Source organism: Paenibacillus larvae subsp. larvae, from assembly GCF_002003265.1.
GTDB lineage: Bacteria > Bacillota > Bacilli > Paenibacillales > NBRC-103111 > Paenibacillus_H > Paenibacillus_H larvae.
In genome coordinates this window covers 821,451-841,555 of the sequence record NZ_CP019687.1, presented here as the reverse complement: position 1 = coordinate 841,555, position 20,105 = coordinate 821,451, and the positions used below count along the sequence as shown (strand labels likewise).

Sequence of the window (20,105 nt, the reverse complement as noted above, 5' to 3'; positions counted from 1 at the left end):
CTAAACAGGTACAAAACTAAAATGCTCCAGGTCATTTGCGCCCTCTTCCCCCTCTCCGGCAGACAAGGATAGAGTTTCACCCGCATTTAACCCATACAGCAGAGCAATATAATAAAAAGGTCTACTCTGGCCGAACGGTCTGTTTTTTGATCCCTCCAGATCTTATCCATTAACACGCCAAATAACCCGTATGTCTTCAATGCTACGGGTTATTAGTCTATTTCTGCCGCCTTTTTTGGTTCTTTTGGTGTTTTTGGTCTTTTTGGACTTTTTATTCACGATTGCTTAGATAAAATTCGTAACGGTTAATCGGCCTTCCGATTCCACCATAAGAAATTACCAGCCTCACTTGGCGGCTCTTCTCCAGATAGTCAAGGTATCTGCGCGCCGTCACCCGTGCAATGCCTACACCATCCGCTACTTCCTCCGCCGACAGTGCCTTCTTCTGCTGCCGCACAAAGTAAATAATCTGCCGCATTGTAGCAGGATTCAGCCCCTTGGGCAGGTTGCTAAGATCCGGGAACTTCTCTAAAGGCTGATTCTCCGCAATAGCTGATTGAATGCCGGCTGTTTTAATACCGGGCTTTCCCTCCACAAGCGCAGCTTTATCTCTGCTGCTGTCTGAAGAGATATCTTGAGATTTCCTCCCGGCAGTTTCTTGGATATCCTGCCCTTCAAAGTAAAGGCCTGCCTCATCATAAGACTTGCCCCGCCGGAAGTAATCTTGCGGCCAGCAGGCTAAACCCTCTGCCCCGCTCTCGCTGTATTCACCCGATCTTTCCCCTGTCCTATGCAAAATTTCATCCAGCTCAACCTGTGATAGCGTGCCTTCTGCCATTAGGGCAGTATGATGGGCTCTGAACTGCTCCAAAGCATCCCTTACCCGTTCGAATTTAAACGGCTTAATGATATAGTCTCTTATCCCTTTGCGTATCATCTGCCGGATTGTCGGTGCATCCTTCGCTGCTGTAACGACTATAACATCGACGGGCAGTGCTTCTGCACGAAGCTTTCTGAGCGCCTCGGTTCCATCCTGAGATGGCATGTAAATATCCAGAAAGATAAGATCAGGCTCCAGTTCCCGCACAAGCCGTAGTCCTTCCGAACCGGTGGCTGCCGTTCCTATCACCCTAAATCCTTCTACACGCTCAATAAATTGCCGGTTTACTTCCTGTACCATCGGATCGTCTTCAATGAGCAGAACTGTATAGACCCGCTTCTTTTGTTCATGACTCATGTACAATTCCTTCCTTCTTTACAGACTGGCCCCCTGGTTCAACAGATCTCAAAATTTTAAGCTATTATCTTTGGAACTTTTTAACGGTGTTTCTTTCGCCTCACCCAGCATGGAAAAGGTAACGATCATACTTGTGCCAATATTTTTCCGTGTCTCACATTTCAGTTCCCCCTGTCCTTTTTCCAAAATCCGTTTTACCAAATACAATCCAATGCCGCGGCTCTCCATGTTCTTGGTGGAGAATCCTTTTTCCAGCATCCGCTCCTGTACCTTCTTATCCATTCCACAGCCGTTATCCTCGACGAGCAACGATAAAATGTCCCCATCCTGTTCGATGCTTATGTATACTTCCTTTACATTACGTTCCACAGATTCTAAGGAATCAAAAGCATTCTCTATTAAATTACCTAACAAAAGCACGAAATCATGGCGGTCCAGATACGGCGGAAACTGCTTCAGGCTGCTTCGCCGGTCAAGCTCAACCTGAATACCCAATTCCTTACCCCGGCTGATTTTACTAAGCAACAGACCTGCAATACTTTCATCCTCAAAATGACTCTTCAGAAACGTCAGAAGCTCCTCCTGCTTCTCTGATATTTCAAACAGATAATCCAGTGCCTTCTCCTTCTGATCCAACTGAATCAGGCCTGCAATAGTATGCAGCTTGTTCATATATTCATGATTTTGTACACGAAGTGCCTCAACGAAAGCTTTTACACCCGTAAGCTCCTCCGCCATTCGCGCTACATCGGTCCGGTCCTGGAAAATAGCCAAAGCGCCTATCGGCGGGTCATCCTGCTTTAGCCGTATAGGAATCCGGTTGCTCCAGATGACTTTATTCCCGACCAATAGCTCCTGATTATAGATGGGTTTCCCCAATTGCAATATCTCAGGAAGCCGTGTATCCGGAATCACATCCCGGATCTGGCGGCCGACCACATCACCGGAAATGCCGAAAATCTGCTTGGCCCTGTCGTTAAAAATGCTGATTCGTTCAGAATTATCAACAGCAATGGCTCCTTCATGCATCGACTCAAATGCCGCTGTCCGTTCCCGGAACATCCGGGCTATTTCCTGAGGCTCCAGATTGTACATCTGCTGTTTTATATGCCGGGCCAGCTGCCAGGATCCAAACACTCCAAAACCAAGTGACAGTAGCGCAGTTGCCGCAATCGCTCCCCGCTGTCCGTAGATCATATCTCCCAGAGTCGGCATCAGCTTGCCATGACTACGCCGACCTGCTGATGCTGCTCATCCATAATCGGCACATAAGCACGAAGTGCCGTGCCCGTTTCTCCTTTCACCTTAGTTAAGTACGTATGCTCCGCAAAAGCCGCCTCTGAGCCACTGTCGTTTATGCGTTCTCCGATCCGCTCTTTCAGTGGGTGGGACAGACGCTCCTTGTCCATATTAAGCACTACAATATAAGAAACATCATTAATAATCCGGATATTTTCTGCCGTCGTCTCAATTTCCTGATTCGCTGTACGATTTCCAACCTTTTGCCGGATATCTGGAAGATTAGCCACCGTGCGGGCAGTGATCATCAGCCTTTGGCCAATTTCTTCTTCCTGCATTCTCGTGGTACTGCCAAGTATAATAATTCCACCGATAGCCAAAGAGAAGGTGACCAGCCCAAATGCCAGGATTGCGATTTTCCAGTACATCCGGATATTATTGAGCAGCATTGTGTTTCTCCTTTTACCAATTAGGATTGCAACAGTTTTGACTGTTATGGAATAATGGTTGTAACATCATGGAAAAGGTGGATGAAAGATGAAGCCGATTATCAGTATCAGCTTATTTGTTCTGCTCGGACTTTGTACCGCCATCCTTATCGGATTCCGTCCAAGCTTATCGACTGCTCTTCCCTATGACGAGGAACAAACAGGGCTTAAGGAACGTATCACAATCAAGTTCAGCCATGTAGTTGCAGAAAATACACCCAAAGGACTTGCCGCCGAACATTTTGCCAACCTTGTGGAGCAGAAATCGCATGGCCGGATTGAAGTTCAAGTATTTCCGAACGGAATGCTCTACTCGGACCCTAATGAAATTGAAGCCTTAAAGTGCGGAGACATTCAAATGATCGCTCCGGCGTTTTCAAAGCTTTCTGCAGAAGTGCCCTCATTCCTTGCACTTGATCTTCCGTTTGCCTTTCCAAACCAGGATGCCGTGGACGAAGCGCTCCGCGGCAGCATCGGCAAGACACTTGCCGCTACTTTGGAAGAGCATGGCATGAAAGGGGGGGCCTATTGGCCCAACGGCTTTAAACAGATGACAGATAACCTCAAAGCACTGCACACACCGGCGGATTTCGCCGGATTGACGTTTCGTATCATGCCGAGCAAAGTGCTGGAAACCCAGTTTAGCAGGCTTGGAGCCAAAACAGCTTTTATCCCGTTCACAGAAGTATACCGCAATGTTGAGCAGAACAATGTCGTTGGTCAGGAGAATACAATCTCCAATATTTACAGCAAACGGCTGTATAAGATTCAATCGTATATGACCCTCAGCAACCATGGATATCTCAGATATGCCGTCATTTTTAATAAGTCCTTCTGGGACAAGCTTCCTCAGGATGCACGACGAATTCTGCAGGATTCCCTGAATGAAACTTCTGAATGGATCGGTAAAGAAGCACAAGAAATTAACGCCAACCAGTTGGCGGAAATGCGTAAAGCCGGAACAATACAAATCGACGAACTGACTGCCGGGGAGCGGCAAAGCTGGATACAAACACTGGACCCGATCTACGACCAGTATGAGAAAGAAATCGGGTACGGGCTGGTCTCCGAAATCCGCAAGCTCCGTGACAGCTATGCAGACAAATAACGCATACAGCAGAATCTTGAATCTTAATCCAAGCAGATTATTCATTCCTTTTAAGCAGCCCTGAAAGAAACTTTCAGGACTGCTTTTTACTTCGCTAGAAGAAAAAGAAATCCCTTCTAATGGCTTAGGTATTATTGGTGGTTTTACCAAAAAGATCGTAAAGACCAATATGAACGAATACTTGAATGTAATCGCTTTCCTCTCTACAATAAGGTCACGAATTGCTCACCTGCAAGACGAACAAAAGGAGGCTGGCTATGAAAATCAACTTCCGGAATTTGACGGTGCAAGTTATAATCGGCATTCTGCTTGGTATTTTGCTTGGTCATTTCTTCCCTGATTTCGGCATTAAGCTGAAAGTGCTTGGAGATATCTTTATTAAGCTGATTAAAATGGTCATTGCACCTATCGTTTTTTTCACCGTCGTTAACGGTATTGCGAACATGGGAGATATGAAGAAGGTCGGCCGCATAGGCGGCAAGGCACTGCTGTATTTTGAAATAGTTACAACTGCTGCGCTGGCGATCGGAATTGTCGTTGTCAACCTGGTCAAACCCGGTGCCGGACTGGATCCGAGCAAAGCAAGCGGTGATATTTCCCAGTATACCAAAGCTGCGGAGGAAACAAGCCACGGCTTTATGGATTTCCTTATGGGGATCGTACCGGACAATGTCGTAGCCGCGATGGCAAAAGGTGAACTGCTGCCCATTCTGTTCTTCGCCGTCCTGTTTGGCCTTTCCCTGACAGCTATGGGTAAGAACGCTCAGCCCGTGATAGATTTGTTCGATAAACTGGCGAAAGGCTTCTTTGGTATTGTGAACATGATCATGAAGGTATCTCCGATCGCCGCATTTGGTTCCATGTCCTATACCATCGGCAAATTCGGAGTCAAGTCACTCAGTTCTCTCGGACTTCTGATGGCTTGTGTGTATATAACGATGTTCCTGTTCATTGTCATCGTCCTTGGTTCCATTGCAAGAGCGTACGGCTTTCGGATTTTTTCATTTCTTAAATACATCAAAGAGGAAATCCTTCTCGTACTCGGCACCTCCTCCTCCGAATCAGCACTGCCGCGCCTGATGGATAAGCTTGAAAAATACGGCTGTTCCAAATCAGTTGTCGGACTTGTCGTTCCGACCGGATACTCGTTTAACCTTGACGGAACATCCATTTACTTGTCCATGGCGGCAATTTTTATTGCTCAAGCATACGGCATTGACCTGACCATCTGGCAGGAGTTGACACTTCTGGCTATCCTGATGCTCACGTCCAAAGGAGCCGCTGGGGTAACTGGCTCCGGATTTATCACATTGGCTGCCACACTTGCCGCATTCCCGTCCATTCCGGTTGCCGGAATGGCTCTCTTGCTCGGCGTTGACCGCTTTATGTCTGAAGCACGCTCTATCACTAACCTTATCGGCAACGGCGTTGCTACAGTAGTTATTGCCAAGATGGAAAACGAATTCCATCCGGTCAGCGAGACTGAATCCGCCGGCAGATTAACTGCTGAACTCCAGACTAACAAGGTATTATGAAATGATCAGGGAACAAACTAAACCGGCAGCTCTTCTATATCAGGAAGCTGCCGGTTTGATATTCAGCAATTTGCATTAAACCTAGTGCTGCATATGCATCAAAATAGTTTCATTCGTTCATTTAAGTTGCAATGTTATCAACGGAATGAACCTAAAATGCTTCATCATTTAATTTTTCTTTTCTTTGAACATTTCACCAATTGCTCCGATACTTCCAAGTGTTTCCACTGCATTAGACGGCAGGAATACTTTGTTGGAAGGTCCTTTTGCAACTTCCATTAGAGCTTCAAATGACTTGTATGCCAGTACATTTTCATCAAGATCCGCTTCTTTAATCAGCTGGATCCGCTGCTTCTCAGCCTCGGCTATAGCTTGGATTGCTTTGGCTTCCCCAAGAGCTTCCAGCTCCTGTGCCTGGCGAAGTCCTTCCGCCTGACGGATTCTCGCTTCCCTTTCCCCTTCTGCCTTCAAGATCTTACTTTGCTTGTCCCCTTCAGCCCGGAGGATCATATCCTGTTTGGCCGCTTCAGCTTCCAGGATCATCGCTCGCTTGCTCCGTTCCGCTTTCATTTGTTTATCCATTGCTTCCTGAATGTCCAAAGGAGGTTTTATATCAATTACTTCCACACGCTCAATGCGGACTCCCCATTTTTCAGTTGCCTCGTCCAGCGCCACTCTTATTTCCATGGAAATTTTTTCCCTTCCGGATAAGGTTTCATCCAGCTCCATTTTCCCGATAATCTGGCGCATAGTAGCGGTTGTAATATTCCTGACCCCGTATACGTAATCAGATATTCCATAAGTAGCTTCCTGGGGGCCTACCACCTGGTAAAAGATAATCGTATCAATCTCCACCTGCACATTATCTCTTGTTATAACTGTTTGCGGGGGCACATTGGCCTGCTGAATCCGAAGGTCATGCGTTACCCTTACCTGGTCAACAATAGGAATCACTATATTCAATCCAGGTTGAAGGAGACGGTGAAATTTCCCCAATCTTTCTACGACCGCTATCTTTTGTTGAGGTACGATCTTTACAGTTAAGGCGGTAAAAGCAATGATGAAGATAATCAGTACTAACAATACGATCCACATACGCTAAACCCCTCTCCATTTTGTCACTTCAATGATTGTGTTTTTTCTTTGTACCACCATGACAGTCTCCCCGATTCCGATTTGTTCGTCAGCTATGGCGCTCCACATTTCATTTCCAACGCGGACAATCCCCATTTTTCCGACTTCGATCTTTTGCATGACCTCCCCTTTTTTTCCGATTATCTCTTCAATAGCGTCTTTATACCCCTCAGAATGTCTGAATTTTCGTGTAAGGGGCTTGGTGAAAAAAGTAAGGACACCAACAACCACGCCCCACACTAAAATCTGAATCAGTACATGGCCCGGGACAATAAGCGCTGCAAGAGAAGCTGCAAGTGAGCCTATACCCAGCCAAAGCAAATAAAACGTAAGGGTGGCCATTTCCGCCACGATTAAGATAATACCGATGACGAGCCAGATAATACACCAATCCATGCTTATCACCACCTTATAGGAAAGCGCTTAAAATAATAATACGCAGATAAGCAAGAAAAGTTTTCAAAATAACTAAAAAAGAACAAAATCCATACGATAAAAAAGGCATCTCTTATAAATCGGTTATACCTACAACACGATTTGAAAGAATTGGCAAAGCCTGCATAAGTACACAATCCGCAAGAAGGACTTTTGCTCAGACTGAAACTGTCCCTGTAAGCTGTTGCCGGACTTCAATGGATTTCTTTTTGGCAATACCAAACGTAATTGCACCACTTAGGGAAGCCATGACAGCTAGAATAATCATGTACGCGGATATGCCGATCCAGTCAAGGCATGCTCCCGTGACAAGCAAAGCAATATGGTTCATGATGCGATCCATCATGCTTTTGAATGAGAAAAACCGGCCCCGTGCCTCATCCGGCAGCTTGAGCTGATAAATGGTTGTGATCATGGGAAAGAAGAAAGCAAAGGCACATCCAAATATTCCAAATGACAAGATAACCAGCAGGCGGCTTTCGCTAAATGACATGCCGACAAAGGAAACCGCGAACAGAAACATAAACAAAATTGAACCGGTTACCAGATTTTTAGATCCGATCCAGCGCTTTGCTATCGCTGCAAAAAACATAATGCTCAGCCCCTCAACCGCATAGAGCCATCCCATCAAATCCGGTGCTTGCTGAAGTTCACTAAAATTCAGAATCAGGAGATTAAATCCGGTTAAAAACAAAAGCAGTACAGCTGTATTCACCATCGCGATGAGAACGGAAGGCTCTGAACGGATTAACGGAAATACTTCGCGAAAACGTAGTTTTCCTCCTTTTGTTGTGGCCGATTGTTCACTTTCCGGAATGTCCATCAGAACAGTACAAAATACAAGAAGGATATAGAAGACGAGCGATAAGGCATATAAAGTGAACAAATCAAGGGTAGCCACCATAATACCTCCTAAAGCCGTACCCCCGATTCTTTGCAGTGTATCGACGTTTAAAAAAATTCCGTTTGCCTTGAGTAAATCAGCAGGCTTAACGACAGCCGGCAGGGAAGACTGCACAGCCGGCCGGTAGACAGAGGCGGCAATCTGCATGATCACAAAGGCCAGCAGCATGCAGGCTACCGAGTCAAAGCGAATAGCCACAAACATGACAAGTGGAGCCAGACAGCGGACAAGGCTTGCAGCAAACAAAACTTTGCGTTTGTTATTTAGGTGAAAGCAATATCCCCACAAACAATCCGCATATCAGAATCAGGCTTTTAAGCAAATCGGAAGGAACATGATGCTGCATAAATTGCAAGTTCGCAATTGTGCTAATCCAAATGCCGGTCCCGGCAATAAAATCCCCTGCCATAAGCAATAAAAATGTTCTGTTACGAAATAAAATCATGATTCACCTCTTAAACACCTTGTATTCTATTTATTTTCCATATGTTTGTTATAAGTAATGCCTGAAGGGTAATTCCCGGTTCCTTCTGTTAACCGCTTATCTTATTACAGCTGTTTATTTCGATAATAACCCATTTGTTTCCATTTCGCCTTCTTTTTGCTTTCCATTTATATTTATAGCATATTTTTTATGTCGAAATTCCAATAATAACGTCGAACGGAAAATTATATTTATTCAAAAGAAAAAGAACCATAATTCCCCAAAGAATGTATGGTTCAGAAAGAATTCAATTGTGATTGTTTTTCATTTAAGTACTCAAACTTTCCGGATTTAGGCTTCGTCTTTTTTGCCGAAAATCTGTTCTTTCAGTTTCATCCCTGTCGGCGTAGTTGCCAGGCCGCCAAGAGCAGTTTCCCGAAGCCCTACAGGCATCGTCTGTCCGATCCGGAACATGGCCCCGATGACTTCATCACAAGGAATCCGGCTTGTAATTCCGGCCAGAGCCATATCGGCCGCTACCATCGCGTTGGCAGCTCCCATCGCATTGCGTTTGACACAGGGAACTTCTACAAGGCCCGCAACCGGATCACAGACAAGTCCAAGCATATTTTTCAAGGTAATTGCCATGGCTTCCGCAGCCTGGGCAGGGCTGCCCCCTGCCATTTCAACAATGGATGCCGCCGCCATACCGCTTGCTGAACCCACTTCCGCCTGGCATCCTCCGGCAGCTCCTGAGATGGATGCGTTATTGGCAACCACGAACCCGAATGCCCCTGCCGTAAACAGAAATTCGACCATTTCTTCCCGGGTCGGATTCAGCTTGTGCTTAATGGCAAACAATGTGCCCGGAACTACGCCGGCCGAACCCGCGGTTGGAGTCGCGCAAATCGTTCCCATGGCGGCATTCACCTCATTGGTAGCTACCGCTTTGCTGACCGCATCTAACAGCAGCTCGCCTGACAAACTTTTACCGGAACGGATATAATTCTGGAGCAGAACAGCATCCCCGCCGGTCAGACCGGACAAGGAACGTACACCCTGCAGACCTTTTTCCACAGCCTGTTCCATGACCGTCAGATTCCGGTCCATTTTGGCCATGATTTGCTCACGGGTCACTCCTGATACCTCTATTTCCTGCCGGATCATGATCTCGGCGATTTTCACTTGCTCTTGTTCAGCCTGCTCTACAAGTTCAGCCACATTCCGAAACATACATATCCCCTCTGCTTATCTTTAGGCTATTCAACTATCTTCGTCACTTGCAAAATATTGGGCAATTTGCTGATTTCCTCAATGATATAATCATCCAGATTCTGGTCCATCTCAATTATCATCAGAGCATTTTTTCCCTTCTCCTTGCGGGATACCTCCATATGACCGATATTAATATAATGCTTGGTCAGTACATTCGTTACACTGGCAATCGCCCCGTAGCGGTCATTATGGACCACCAGAATTGCGGGGTGTTCGCCTGAAAGCTTGAGTTCAAATCCGTTAAGCTCTATGATCTCAATCTTCCCGCCGCCTATGGATATTCCAACCAGTTCCAGTCGGTCCTTAGCATCGGTCAATTCAATACGTGCAGTATTGGGATGATTGGGAATGGCTTCCTCTTCAACAAACTTAACATCAATGCCTCTTTCTCGCGCAATGTCCATAGATTTTGGCAGACGTTCATCGTAAGTATCAAAATCCAGAATCCCCCCTATTATGGCAACATCAGTAGCATGCCCTTTATAGGTTTTTGCAAAGGAACCGTATAACGATACTTTGATGCGGGACGGCTCTTTTCCAAAAAGAGTCCGGGCCACTTTTCCGATGCTGGCGGCACCGGCGGTATGCGAACTGGAAGGTCCCACCATTACGGGCCCAATAATATCGAACACACTTTTATTTTTCATCCGTATGCACCTCTTTAAGCTTGGCACATCTGCCATAATGTTATTCCATTTATTTGCTTCTTTTTTATTATCTTCTGTAATTCTTTTTTGCGCAACCTTGAAAATACCGTTTCTTAAGAAGCCTAACACATGAAAAATAGCCGGTCAACAGAGAATATATAAGCGATGATAATCTTATAAAATACACAGCATATTGTTGATCATTCAAATTCAGCTATATAAAAAAGGTAATAGCTATACATAAAGCGTCAACAGAAGCATTTAAAACAGCATAAGACTTGCGCATCCGCATCAGTTCAGGTGGTTGAAGTATTTTTCTTCAATGGAAACTCCAAAACTGATTGTTTTTCGTGTTAAGTAAGGCATAATTGATTGAATAATGATAACGGGAACCAAGATGATCCCAATAAAAATCAAATTATTCATTCCCCCTTATGTGGATTTCACTTGCTTATACTTGGATTGAATCAGGTCAAGAAGCTCTTCTTCACTCATCCCTCTGCAAATAGCTTCGGCCACGAGGGGGGTAATTGATTATCCAATTTCGTCAAGTAATCAGGCGTTACTCCGGGCATACCGTCCGGCTGAACTACGACCCCCTTCTGTCTGTGGACTTGTATAAATCCGTCCTGTTTTAACAGAGTATAGGATTTGTTAACAGTACCACGCCTATCTGTTATATATAACATTTTTTTCAAGCCCATTTAAAAAACTCCCCTTCAGGATGCAGGTTTTATTATTAACCTGTCTGCCTAAAAGGGAGTGTATCACTGCAAAACTTTATTTCGTGTGCTTAGGGACATTGCCTTCTTAGTATCTTTTGAATAAGCTTGGCATTTTGTTCTACAAATCCATGCTCCAGCATCTTTTGATGGTCGCCATAACCATCATACAATTCAAACTTGCCTGTAGTAGAGTGTCTCCACATATGAATATCTCCGGGTACTTGCTTGTTTTCCTTTGAAGGCGATTTAATCACACTGATGTTTCCTGAAACTAGGCCGGAATTGTCCATCTCATCAAAATACAAATAGTAACCTTGCATTTTTTTTCTAAAATCGTTCAGGAAAGATTCTCCCCCACTCTGAAGTTGAGGAAATTTCTCCAGCATAAGGTTTACTGCCATATTGACCCTTTCCTTTACACAGAGCCCTTCCGGGTTAGCGTCTGAAAAGATATAGGAGTCCACCAAAATCAGATCTGCTACCTGATCACCTTGTTTCTCCAATTCCTTCGTTACTTCAAACGCAAGGTTGCCTCCCCCTGAGTAGCCCATCAGGGTGTAAGGGCTCTGAGGTTGAATCTCTTTGATTAATTGAATATACTTCTGCATTCTATCCTCAGATTCAATGAAGTTAAAACTGTAAAAATCATAATCCTCCAAAATTTCTGAAAGATGCTGGTATACTATACCTAACCCTCCTAACGGCGGGAAACAGAAAATTATTTTATCCGACTGATTTGAAGGATTTAACCTGATCCTTTCGCTTGAGTAATCCGTTATTCCGGTATCCTTCTCCGAAATAGCCCGCACTAATTGCCGGATACTTGGAGTTTTTAAAATTTGCTGGATAGGAATATGGATGTTATAATCCTTAGACATTCTGGAAGCAAATTGAATGATGCTTATTGAGTTACCTCCAAGGTCGAACAGGTTATCAGTGACACCAATTTTATCAATATCCAAAATTTCTCGCCATACATTAACAAATATTTGTTCTAACCCAGAATTGGGAGCTACATACTCCGTAAAGCGAATAAAGCTTTCATTCGGGTCAGGCAAAGCCTTCCGGTCAATCTTCCCATTCGGCGTCAACGGCATTTGCTCCAACTGCACAAAATAAGATGGAATCATGTAGCTTGGCAATTGAGCCGATAACTCTTCTTTCATCTTACTTGCTTCGAAAGATTTATTCACAACATAGTATGCACATAAGGCTTTATCTCCTTTCTCATTCTCATGTGCCACAACAATGGCTTCCTGCACAGCTTCTATATTTAATAAAGCTGTTTCAATTTCCCCGGTTTCAATGCGGTATCCCCGTATCTTCACTTGGTGGTCTATCCGTCCTAAGTATTCTATATTTCCATCCGGCAGCCATCTGGCCAAATCCCCTGTCCGGTACATCTTCTCTCCCGGAACAAACGGATCATCCACGAATTTTTCTCTTGTCAATTCGGGCAGGTTCAAGTATCCCCGTGCGAGCCCTGCACCTCCGACACACAGTTCCCCTGTTACACCAATCGGCTGAAGTCCATTCTGTTCTCCTAAAATATAGACACGATGATTCGCCACAGGCTTACCAATCGTGATAGGTTGACCGGGTGAACGAATGGGAAGATAAGTAGATACAACACTATTTTCCGTTGGGCCATATTGATTATTTAGCAGGATGTCTGGGTTTAATGAAAACAACCTTTTGATAATGTCTGTTTCAAGCTGTTCTCCTCCAACAACGACATGCTTAACGTGATTAAAGTCATTTACCTCCATATTTTCTATGATAAGCCTCAATAGACGGGGAGTGGCTGCAAAGCCCGTTATCCCTTCCCTACTTATAATGTCTTTGATCATGACAGGGTTTTTGCTGTCTTGATTATTCAAGAGATATACCGTTGCCCCTGAAATAAGCGGACCAAAGAAATTTAAAACAAACGCATCGAACACATATGGAAGCAGTACAAGTACATGTTCCTCTTCAGAAAGCCCAAAAAACGACTTTTTCCACTGAAGCGAGTTCACTATTCCGCGATGTTCTACCATGACTCCTTTAGGTTTGCCCGTTGTACCGGAGGTATAAATAACATAGGCCAGGTTGCTGCTTCCTGCTACCGGCGATAATAAAGAGCGGTCACTATGGTAAAATTCTTCATCATTTAAATGGATCAGTTGCCCGTTAAAGGTTACTTTATGTTTTAAATGCTCCTGCAAAAGTAACACGCTAATGTTAGCATCCTTCAGCAAATACTGAATTCGTTCTTCCGGATATTCGGGATCAATGGGTACATAAGCTCCGCCTGCTTTAAGGATACCGAATATGCCCACGATCATTTCAAGGGAACGCTCTGCCATAATACCCACCGGCTGATCAGCTTTCACACCTTTGGCCTGAAGTGTTCTCGCCAGCTGATTCGCCCGTTCATTGAGCTCCCGGTAAGTCATTTGTTTATCCTCAAACACTACGGCTGCTTGATCAGGAACACACTCTACCTGCTCTTCAAACAATTCATGAATCGTCTTGTCTCTTGGATAATCTGCTTTCGTATTATTAAAACCGTCCAGAATTTGCTTCTGTTCTTCATCGGTAATTAAACGTAAATTCTCAATCAAACTATCTGGATTTTGTATCATTTGATGCATAAGATGAATGAGGTGTTTCCCTATTCGCTTTACACTTACTCGATCGTATACATTCGCATTATATTGAAATTGAACTTCCATTTCGCTTCCCGGCATTACTACAACATTAAAATCATAATTGGTCTGCTCTTCTCCCCGGAAATTGGCAATTCTTATCTTTGTATCATCAGATAAGTCATCGCTGTTTAACTCCTTTTCTACTGGATAATTCTCAAATATCATTATGTGCTGAATCATGTCTTGTTTTTGTTCCGTTTGCATCTGTATTTCATACAGCGGTAAGTATCGTATTTGCTGGATACAAGGGCTGACTCTTGCATGCTTTGCATCAGTTGGGTGCAAGTCATCCCTTTTCTACTTCGCACCCGTACAGGAATGGTGTTAATAAACAGCCCAATCATACTCTCAATACCAGTTATATCCGCCGGCCTGCCCGATACGACGCTGCCAAATAGAACATCTTCACTATTGTTGTATTTTTGTAATAATATACCCCACATCGTTTGAATCACGGTATTCATTGTCACTTGATTCCGGTTTGCAATTTGCTGTAATTGATGGGTTAACGCTTGTCCAAATCCACAAATAACGCTCTCTGCACTGTATCCTTCTGATTTCTGTTTGGATTTGGAATATGGAATAACCGTCTGCTCTGTATAGTTAGCCAAATACTCATTCCAGTACTTCGATGCTTCTTCCTCGTCTTGTTCGGCGAGCCACTCCATATATCGACTGTACGGCGTAACCATCACATGCTTAGCTTGTTTCTTCCCTAAAAGCACATCATATTGTTCCAGCCATTCTTTAATGATGATAGGCAAACACCACCCATCCATTAAAATATGATGGAAACTCCAGACAATTCGATGTGTTTCTTCTTCCGTTTGCAGGACAGTTACCCGTAACAAGGCGTCTTCCGCCAAATTAAATCCTCTTGCTTTATCCTTGCCCATACAGGACCGGATATAGGCATCCTGCTCTTCCGGGTTCATCTTGCGCAGGTCTTTGTAATACCATTCACACGGTTTATGTTTGAACACAATTTGTAAGGGCTTGTCTTTCCATCCTTGATAAATATTCGTCCGTAAAACCGGATGTTTTTGCATCAATGTTTCCAAACTTCTTATAAATGCCTCAACATGAAGTTTTCCGACTGCATCAAATGTCATTTGTTCAAAGTACGCCCCTGAGTTTGCGTCTGCCAAAGTATGGAATAGCATCCCTTTTTGCATGGGTGTCAATTCATAGATATCCTCGATGTCTCCGATATGCTTCGTCTCTTCCATCACGTTTGCCAGCTCTTCCATACATATGCCTTTCAGCGTTAGGTCACTGGGGGTTACTTCTGTTTTTTCTTTGCTTGTGCAATGACGGATAACTTCTTGCAGGCTTTCTTTGACCCATTCACCTATTTGCTGGATCGTATCACTGCGATACTGCTCTTTACTGTAGTCAATTGTGAAGAATAGTTTTCCGTTTTGCACCATTCCATTCATATTTAACACATACAGCCTGACTGTGTCTCCACTCATCGTTAGCCTGCTTGAATATGGGGACATCTGTAAGGCATTACCTTCTAAATCCTGATCCAATTGTCCCAAATAGTTAAAGCTAATCTCCGGCTTCATCGTGTATAACATCTCGCCCTGGGATTTGCAGCAATAGCGTAAAATGCCGTAACCTATTCCTTTTCCCGGAATACTGCGCAGTCCTTCTTTTACCGTTTTAATCCGTTCAGACACATCCTGTCCTTTCTTCATCTGAAGAACTACGGGATATTGGCTTGTAAACCATCCTACTGTTCGGGTAATATCCAGTTCAGGCATAATCGCTTCTCGTCCGTGCCCTTCCAGATTTATTACGATTTCCTGCATCCCTGTCCATTTATGAATGGCCATACCCAGCGCTGTTAATAACAAATCGTTAATTTCCGTGTTATACGCTTGATTGGTTTGTTTTAGCAATTGCTCTGTTTCTTGCTCCGTCCATTCAACCGTCACGACTTCACTGTTTTTATTGAGCGTATGTTGCGTTTCCTTATCTTTTGGCAACAGCCCTTGTACGGTTTGTTCGGTTGAGTTCCAATAAGCCCTTTCTTTTTCCATTTCAGCACTGTTCGCATATTTGGACAGTCGCTCCGACCACAATTTGAAGGAATCCGTTTTCGGCGGAAGCTGAATTTTTTTTCCATTTTTCACTTGCTCATATCCGGTTTTGAAGTCCTCAAATATAATCCGCCATGACACCATATCCACAACCAAGTGATGAATTACGATTAATAAGTGGTCGCCGTCCGGACATTGGAACAATCCCAGTTTTACTAACGGGCCTTCGCTAATTTGCATACTGCTTTGAATTGTATTGGCCTTAGCTTCGATGATCCTTGCGAAGTCCCGTTCTCCTTGCAAATCAAACACATCCAGTGTGAATAACGTTCCTTCCTCTATTCCGCGAATCCGCGCTTCATATTGGCCTTCTTTTATCATAAATACTGTACGCAAAGCGTCATGATGCTGAACAATTTGCCGGATCACTTGCCGCAAAATGGTAACGTCCAAACGTTCTGCTTGATATAGCATCATCGCCTGGTTGAAATAATGATCGACAAACTTTTGTTCAAAGAACCACGATTGAATGGGCGTTAACGGTGCTGTTCCTATTATTTCTTTTTGTTCTGCGGCCTTGTTGGCGGGCTCCACATACATACTGAGCTGAGCAATGGTCGGGTATTTTAGCAAATGTTTCATTTCCACTTTATAACCTTCCTGCAGCAGCCTGGATGAGACTTGGATAGATTTAATCGAATCTCCGCCCAAATCATAGAAATTATCTAAAATGCTCACTCGCTCAGCACCCAATACCGATTTCCATACTTTTACGAATACTTCCTCAATCGGTGTACGGGGTTCCACATACTCTGCCCCGGTCTGCAGCTTCCCGTCTGGCAGCGGCAATGCCTTCCGGTCTATTTTTCCGTTTGGCGTCAACGGCATCTGCTTTAGTTGTACAAAATAGGATGGAATCATATAGCTTGGCAACTGCCCTGATAATTGTTCTCTCATCTCACTTCCATTTAGAGATTTACCCGCTACGTAATACGCACATAAGGCTTTATCTCCATTCACATTCTCATATGCCAGAACTATGACTTCCTGCACAGCTTCTATACGGAGTAAAGCGGCTTCAATTTCCCCGGTTTCAATACGGTATCCGCGTATCTTCACTTGATGGTCTATCCGGCCCAAGTATTCTATATTTCCGTCCGGCAGCCATCTGGCCAAATCCCCTGTCCGATACATCTTCTCCCCTGGAACAAACGGATTGTCCACAAATTTTTCTGCGGTTAAATCAGGACGATTTAAGTATCCCCGGGCCAGACCAACTCCACTGATGCATAACTCTCCAGCCACTCCTATTGGTTGTAATTGATCGATATCTTTTACAATAAAAGCTTGTACATTTCTTATTGGTTTACCAATCGGCGTATTTAGGAGTCCTTTCATTTCTTCATTCGTTGTATACTGGGTTGCATATATGGTGGACTCTGTAGGTCCATACAGGTTTTCCAATACAGCTGGTAGTGTATAGCTATAAAATTGCTTAATCGTCTTACCTGATAACGCTTCTCCAGCTGAAAATACATATTTTAAAGATTGAAGCTTTTCTATATCTGTTTGTGTTATCTCATTTAGTATTACTTGAAGCATGGACGGTACAAAATTAATATGAGTAATTTTTTTTTCTTGTATCATGTTAAATAATGCTTCGGGTTCCTTCTCTAGACCTGATTTAGCTATAATTAACTTGCCTTCTCCAAAGAACCATCCAAACAATTCTGTTACCGATACATCAAAGGTATAGTTGGTTTTTAATAAAATGGAATCATTTTTCTCTAACGGATATTTTTTTTCTAATTGCATTAAGGTATTGATTACTGAATGATGTTCGACCATAACCCCTTTTGGCTTCCCCGTAGTTCCCGAGGTATAGATGACGTAGGCCAAATGATTGGGCTGTACGATATGTTCCAGATTTGAGCGTTCTTCGTGGTAACTGCTTTCCTCATTAAGATTCACTACAGTTCCGGCAAATGTTACACGATCCTGCAAATGACTTTGGGTCAGTAATAACTTTGTTCCTGAGTCCGCTACCATATACTCAATACGATTTTTCGGATATTTAGGATCAATTGGCACATACGCTCCGCCTGCTTTGAGGATACCTAGTATGCCCACGATCATCTCAAGAGAACGCTCTACCATAATCCCTACCGGTTGATCGGCCTCTACACCTTTGCCCTGCAGTGTTCTCGCCAGCTGATTGGCTCGCTCATTCAGCTCTTGATAGGTCATTTGTTGTCCTTCATATACGATCGCTGCTTGATCTGGTACACACTCTGCCTGTTCTTCAAACAACTCATGAATCGTCTTATCTTTTGGATAACCGGTTTTCGTATTAAATCCCTTTAAAGTTTGTGTCTGAACACTTCTGGAAGGGCTTCCAACTGTCCTATTAAATTCGTACAATAATTTATTTTTCTCATCCGGAGTGATGAGCTCCAGCAGATCAATCTCAGCTGAGGGGTTGTCAATAACGGCTCGTACCAATTGCTGAATATGACCGGCAATGGTCTCAATCTCATTTCTCTTGTAGACCAGACAATTAAACTTCATGGACACCGAGAGTTCATCTGATGGAATGACAACCAAATTGAAATCAAAGTTGGTTTGATCCGAAATCTCGAAATCATAAATTTTTATATTAAAGAGATCTTCTTCCCCTAGCAAATTAATTTCTAAAGGAACGTTCTCAAATGCAATGATATGATGAATAAGCTCCCCGCTCAATTGCGAATCCGCCTGTATGGCTGCTAGTGGATAGTAACTGTGCTCCTCTGACTCCAGCATACAATGGTGCAACTTCTTAACCAATTCATCAAACTTCATCCCTTGCCTAAAGGTTACACGTACCGGATTTGTATTGATAAACAGTCCGATCATCTCGTCAATTCCAACAAGATCTACATTCCTGCCTGAAACTACTGTGCCGAATAGCACGTCATCGGAATGGTTATATCTTTGAAGTACAATACCCCAAATGGCGTGAATCAGCGTGCTTAAGGTAACTCTGTTGATCTTCGCAATATGTGTTAATCTTTCCGTGTCGGCTTTGGAAATGGTGAACTGCACTTTATCTAAGATATATCCTTTCCTCTCAGATTGCCTGGTCCAAGGCAAACGGGTCTGCTCGCTAAATCCTTCAATATATGTTTTCCAATAGGATCGCGCTTGTTCTTTATCTTTAGTTTCCAACCAATGGATATATCTGCTGAACGGGGGAACCTCCTCCAATTCCACTGGACGGTTTCTTTCCAGACTTTGATAAATAGCAAAAAATTCTTTCACAACGGTACCTAAACACCAACCATCTATGATGATATGATGAAAACTGAAAATAAACTCGTATTTATTTTCACCTAACTGAAATACAGCTAAACGAATTAAAGCATCCTTGGTCAAGTCAAAACCTTTGTTTTTATCCCGCTGTTTAAACGTTTTCACCATCACCGTTTGCTCTTCTTTGCTGTAACAAGAAATATCCCTATAATAAGTGTCATTGTTTCTCTCTTTCAAAACAACTTGAACAGGCTGCTTCACCTTGGCGTAATTAAAAATCGTACGAAATACATCATGTCTTTGTATGATTTTCCCCAGGCTCTTTTCTAGTAAAGGGAACTGAAACATACCTTCAGCCTTAAAGGACATCTGGACAAAATACATACTTTTATCTTTCTCCATTAACGAATGGTACAGCATGCCTTCTTGCATGGGTGTTAACGGATATACTTTTTTTATCACGCTCATTAGGTATTCACTCTCCAATAAAAACAGATTGTTTATCCCGAATTTCGAAAGTATCGCCTTTAAGAAATTAAAAAGGGCTCAAAAACTTTGGTGGAATGGTGTTAGCAAGAACAACATCACACAAAGAAAGGTACAACTTTTAGGTAGAGTCTACCATAGCCCTCACAAAATCAAGACCAATTTTCGCTGCAAAATACAACTGATAATCGATGAAGATTGGGTCATCAAAGGGATTACGCTCATCTACAAAGCGACATCCTGGAAGAACCTCCGCCTGATCCGACATAGCCGTAAGGTGATTCTCAACTTGGCGGAAGACTTTGAAAACCGGTATGTCTGGAAGTAAACCAAGGCTAGAATCACCATACTATAATGGTTGTTTCCTTAATTTTAAATAGAAGTCGCAGAGCCTCTTGAGTGGGGAGGGAAAACTATCCAGATATTGATGACTGGG

General features: G+C 43.5%; 12 protein-coding genes and 1 pseudogene. 2 read left to right on the top strand and 11 right to left on the bottom strand.

Features of this window, described 5'->3' with window-relative positions; all coding sequences use genetic code 11:
- Positions 1-271: 271 nt before the first annotated feature.
- Both BXP28_RS23890 and BXP28_RS04500 read right to left on the bottom strand, forming a co-directional pair.
- Positions 272-1,237: a response regulator gene (locus BXP28_RS23890; RefSeq protein WP_023484596.1), complete on the bottom strand. Its 966-nt coding sequence runs from the start codon at positions 1,235-1,237 to the stop codon at positions 272-274.
- Positions 1,238-1,285: 48 nt separating this feature from the next.
- Positions 1,286-2,925, bottom strand: a pseudogene (locus BXP28_RS04500) (ATP-binding protein).
- An 88-nt stretch (positions 2,926-3,013) separates the two neighbouring features.
- On the opposite strand from BXP28_RS04500, the gene BXP28_RS04495 reads away from it, so the two are divergent.
- Positions 3,014-4,072, top strand: a complete 1,059-nt coding sequence (locus tag BXP28_RS04495; RefSeq protein ID WP_023484595.1) for a DctP family TRAP transporter solute-binding subunit — start codon at positions 3,014-3,016, stop codon at positions 4,070-4,072.
- Positions 4,073-4,329: 257 nt separating this feature from the next.
- Positions 4,330-5,607: a dicarboxylate/amino acid:cation symporter gene (locus BXP28_RS04490; RefSeq protein WP_023484594.1), complete on the top strand. Its 1,278-nt coding sequence runs from the start codon at positions 4,330-4,332 to the stop codon at positions 5,605-5,607.
- 168 nt (positions 5,608-5,775) lie between these two features.
- On the opposite strand, the gene BXP28_RS04485 is transcribed toward BXP28_RS04490, so the two are convergent.
- The 9 genes from BXP28_RS04485 to BXP28_RS04450 form a co-directional block, all read right to left on the bottom strand.
- Positions 5,776-6,702 carry an SPFH domain-containing protein gene (locus BXP28_RS04485; protein WP_023484593.1) on the bottom strand — a complete coding sequence of 309 codons (927 nt, stop codon included), beginning with the start codon at positions 6,700-6,702 and terminating at the stop codon, positions 5,776-5,778.
- Between the two features lie 3 nt (positions 6,703-6,705).
- Positions 6,706-7,137 carry an NfeD family protein gene (locus BXP28_RS04480; protein WP_023484592.1) on the bottom strand — a complete coding sequence of 144 codons (432 nt, stop codon included), beginning with the start codon at positions 7,135-7,137 and terminating at the stop codon, positions 6,706-6,708.
- A gap of 196 nt (positions 7,138-7,333) precedes the next feature.
- A complete protein-coding gene (locus BXP28_RS04475) occupies positions 7,334-8,326 on the bottom strand; it encodes an MFS transporter (RefSeq protein ID WP_235430679.1) in 993 nt (330 codons plus the stop codon).
- Positions 8,327-8,339: 13 nt separating this feature from the next.
- A complete protein-coding gene (locus BXP28_RS23885) occupies positions 8,340-8,525 on the bottom strand; it encodes a hypothetical protein (RefSeq protein WP_235430680.1) in 186 nt (61 codons plus the stop codon).
- Between the two features lie 330 nt (positions 8,526-8,855).
- Entirely contained in the window at positions 8,856-9,737 is an 882-nt protein-coding gene (gene sdaAA, locus BXP28_RS04470) for an L-serine ammonia-lyase, iron-sulfur-dependent, subunit alpha (protein ID WP_023484590.1), read from the bottom strand.
- A 26-nt stretch (positions 9,738-9,763) separates the two neighbouring features.
- Positions 9,764-10,426, bottom strand: a complete 663-nt coding sequence (gene sdaAB / locus BXP28_RS04465; RefSeq protein WP_036654129.1) for an L-serine ammonia-lyase, iron-sulfur-dependent subunit beta — start codon at positions 10,424-10,426, stop codon at positions 9,764-9,766.
- Between the two features lie 491 nt (positions 10,427-10,917).
- Positions 10,918-11,130 (bottom strand): GntR family transcriptional regulator, encoded by a 213-nt coding sequence (locus BXP28_RS04460; protein ID WP_051427813.1) that lies wholly within the window; start codon positions 11,128-11,130, stop codon positions 10,918-10,920.
- 89 nt (positions 11,131-11,219) lie between these two features.
- Positions 11,220-14,024: a non-ribosomal peptide synthetase gene (locus BXP28_RS04455; protein WP_235430681.1), complete on the bottom strand. Its 2,805-nt coding sequence runs from the start codon at positions 14,022-14,024 to the stop codon at positions 11,220-11,222.
- A complete protein-coding gene (locus BXP28_RS04450) occupies positions 14,021-19,651 on the bottom strand; it encodes a non-ribosomal peptide synthetase (RefSeq protein ID WP_077584918.1) in 5,631 nt (1,876 codons plus the stop codon). The genes BXP28_RS04455 and BXP28_RS04450 overlap by 4 nt, the downstream gene beginning before the upstream one ends.
- Positions 19,652-20,105: the final 454 nt, after the last annotated feature.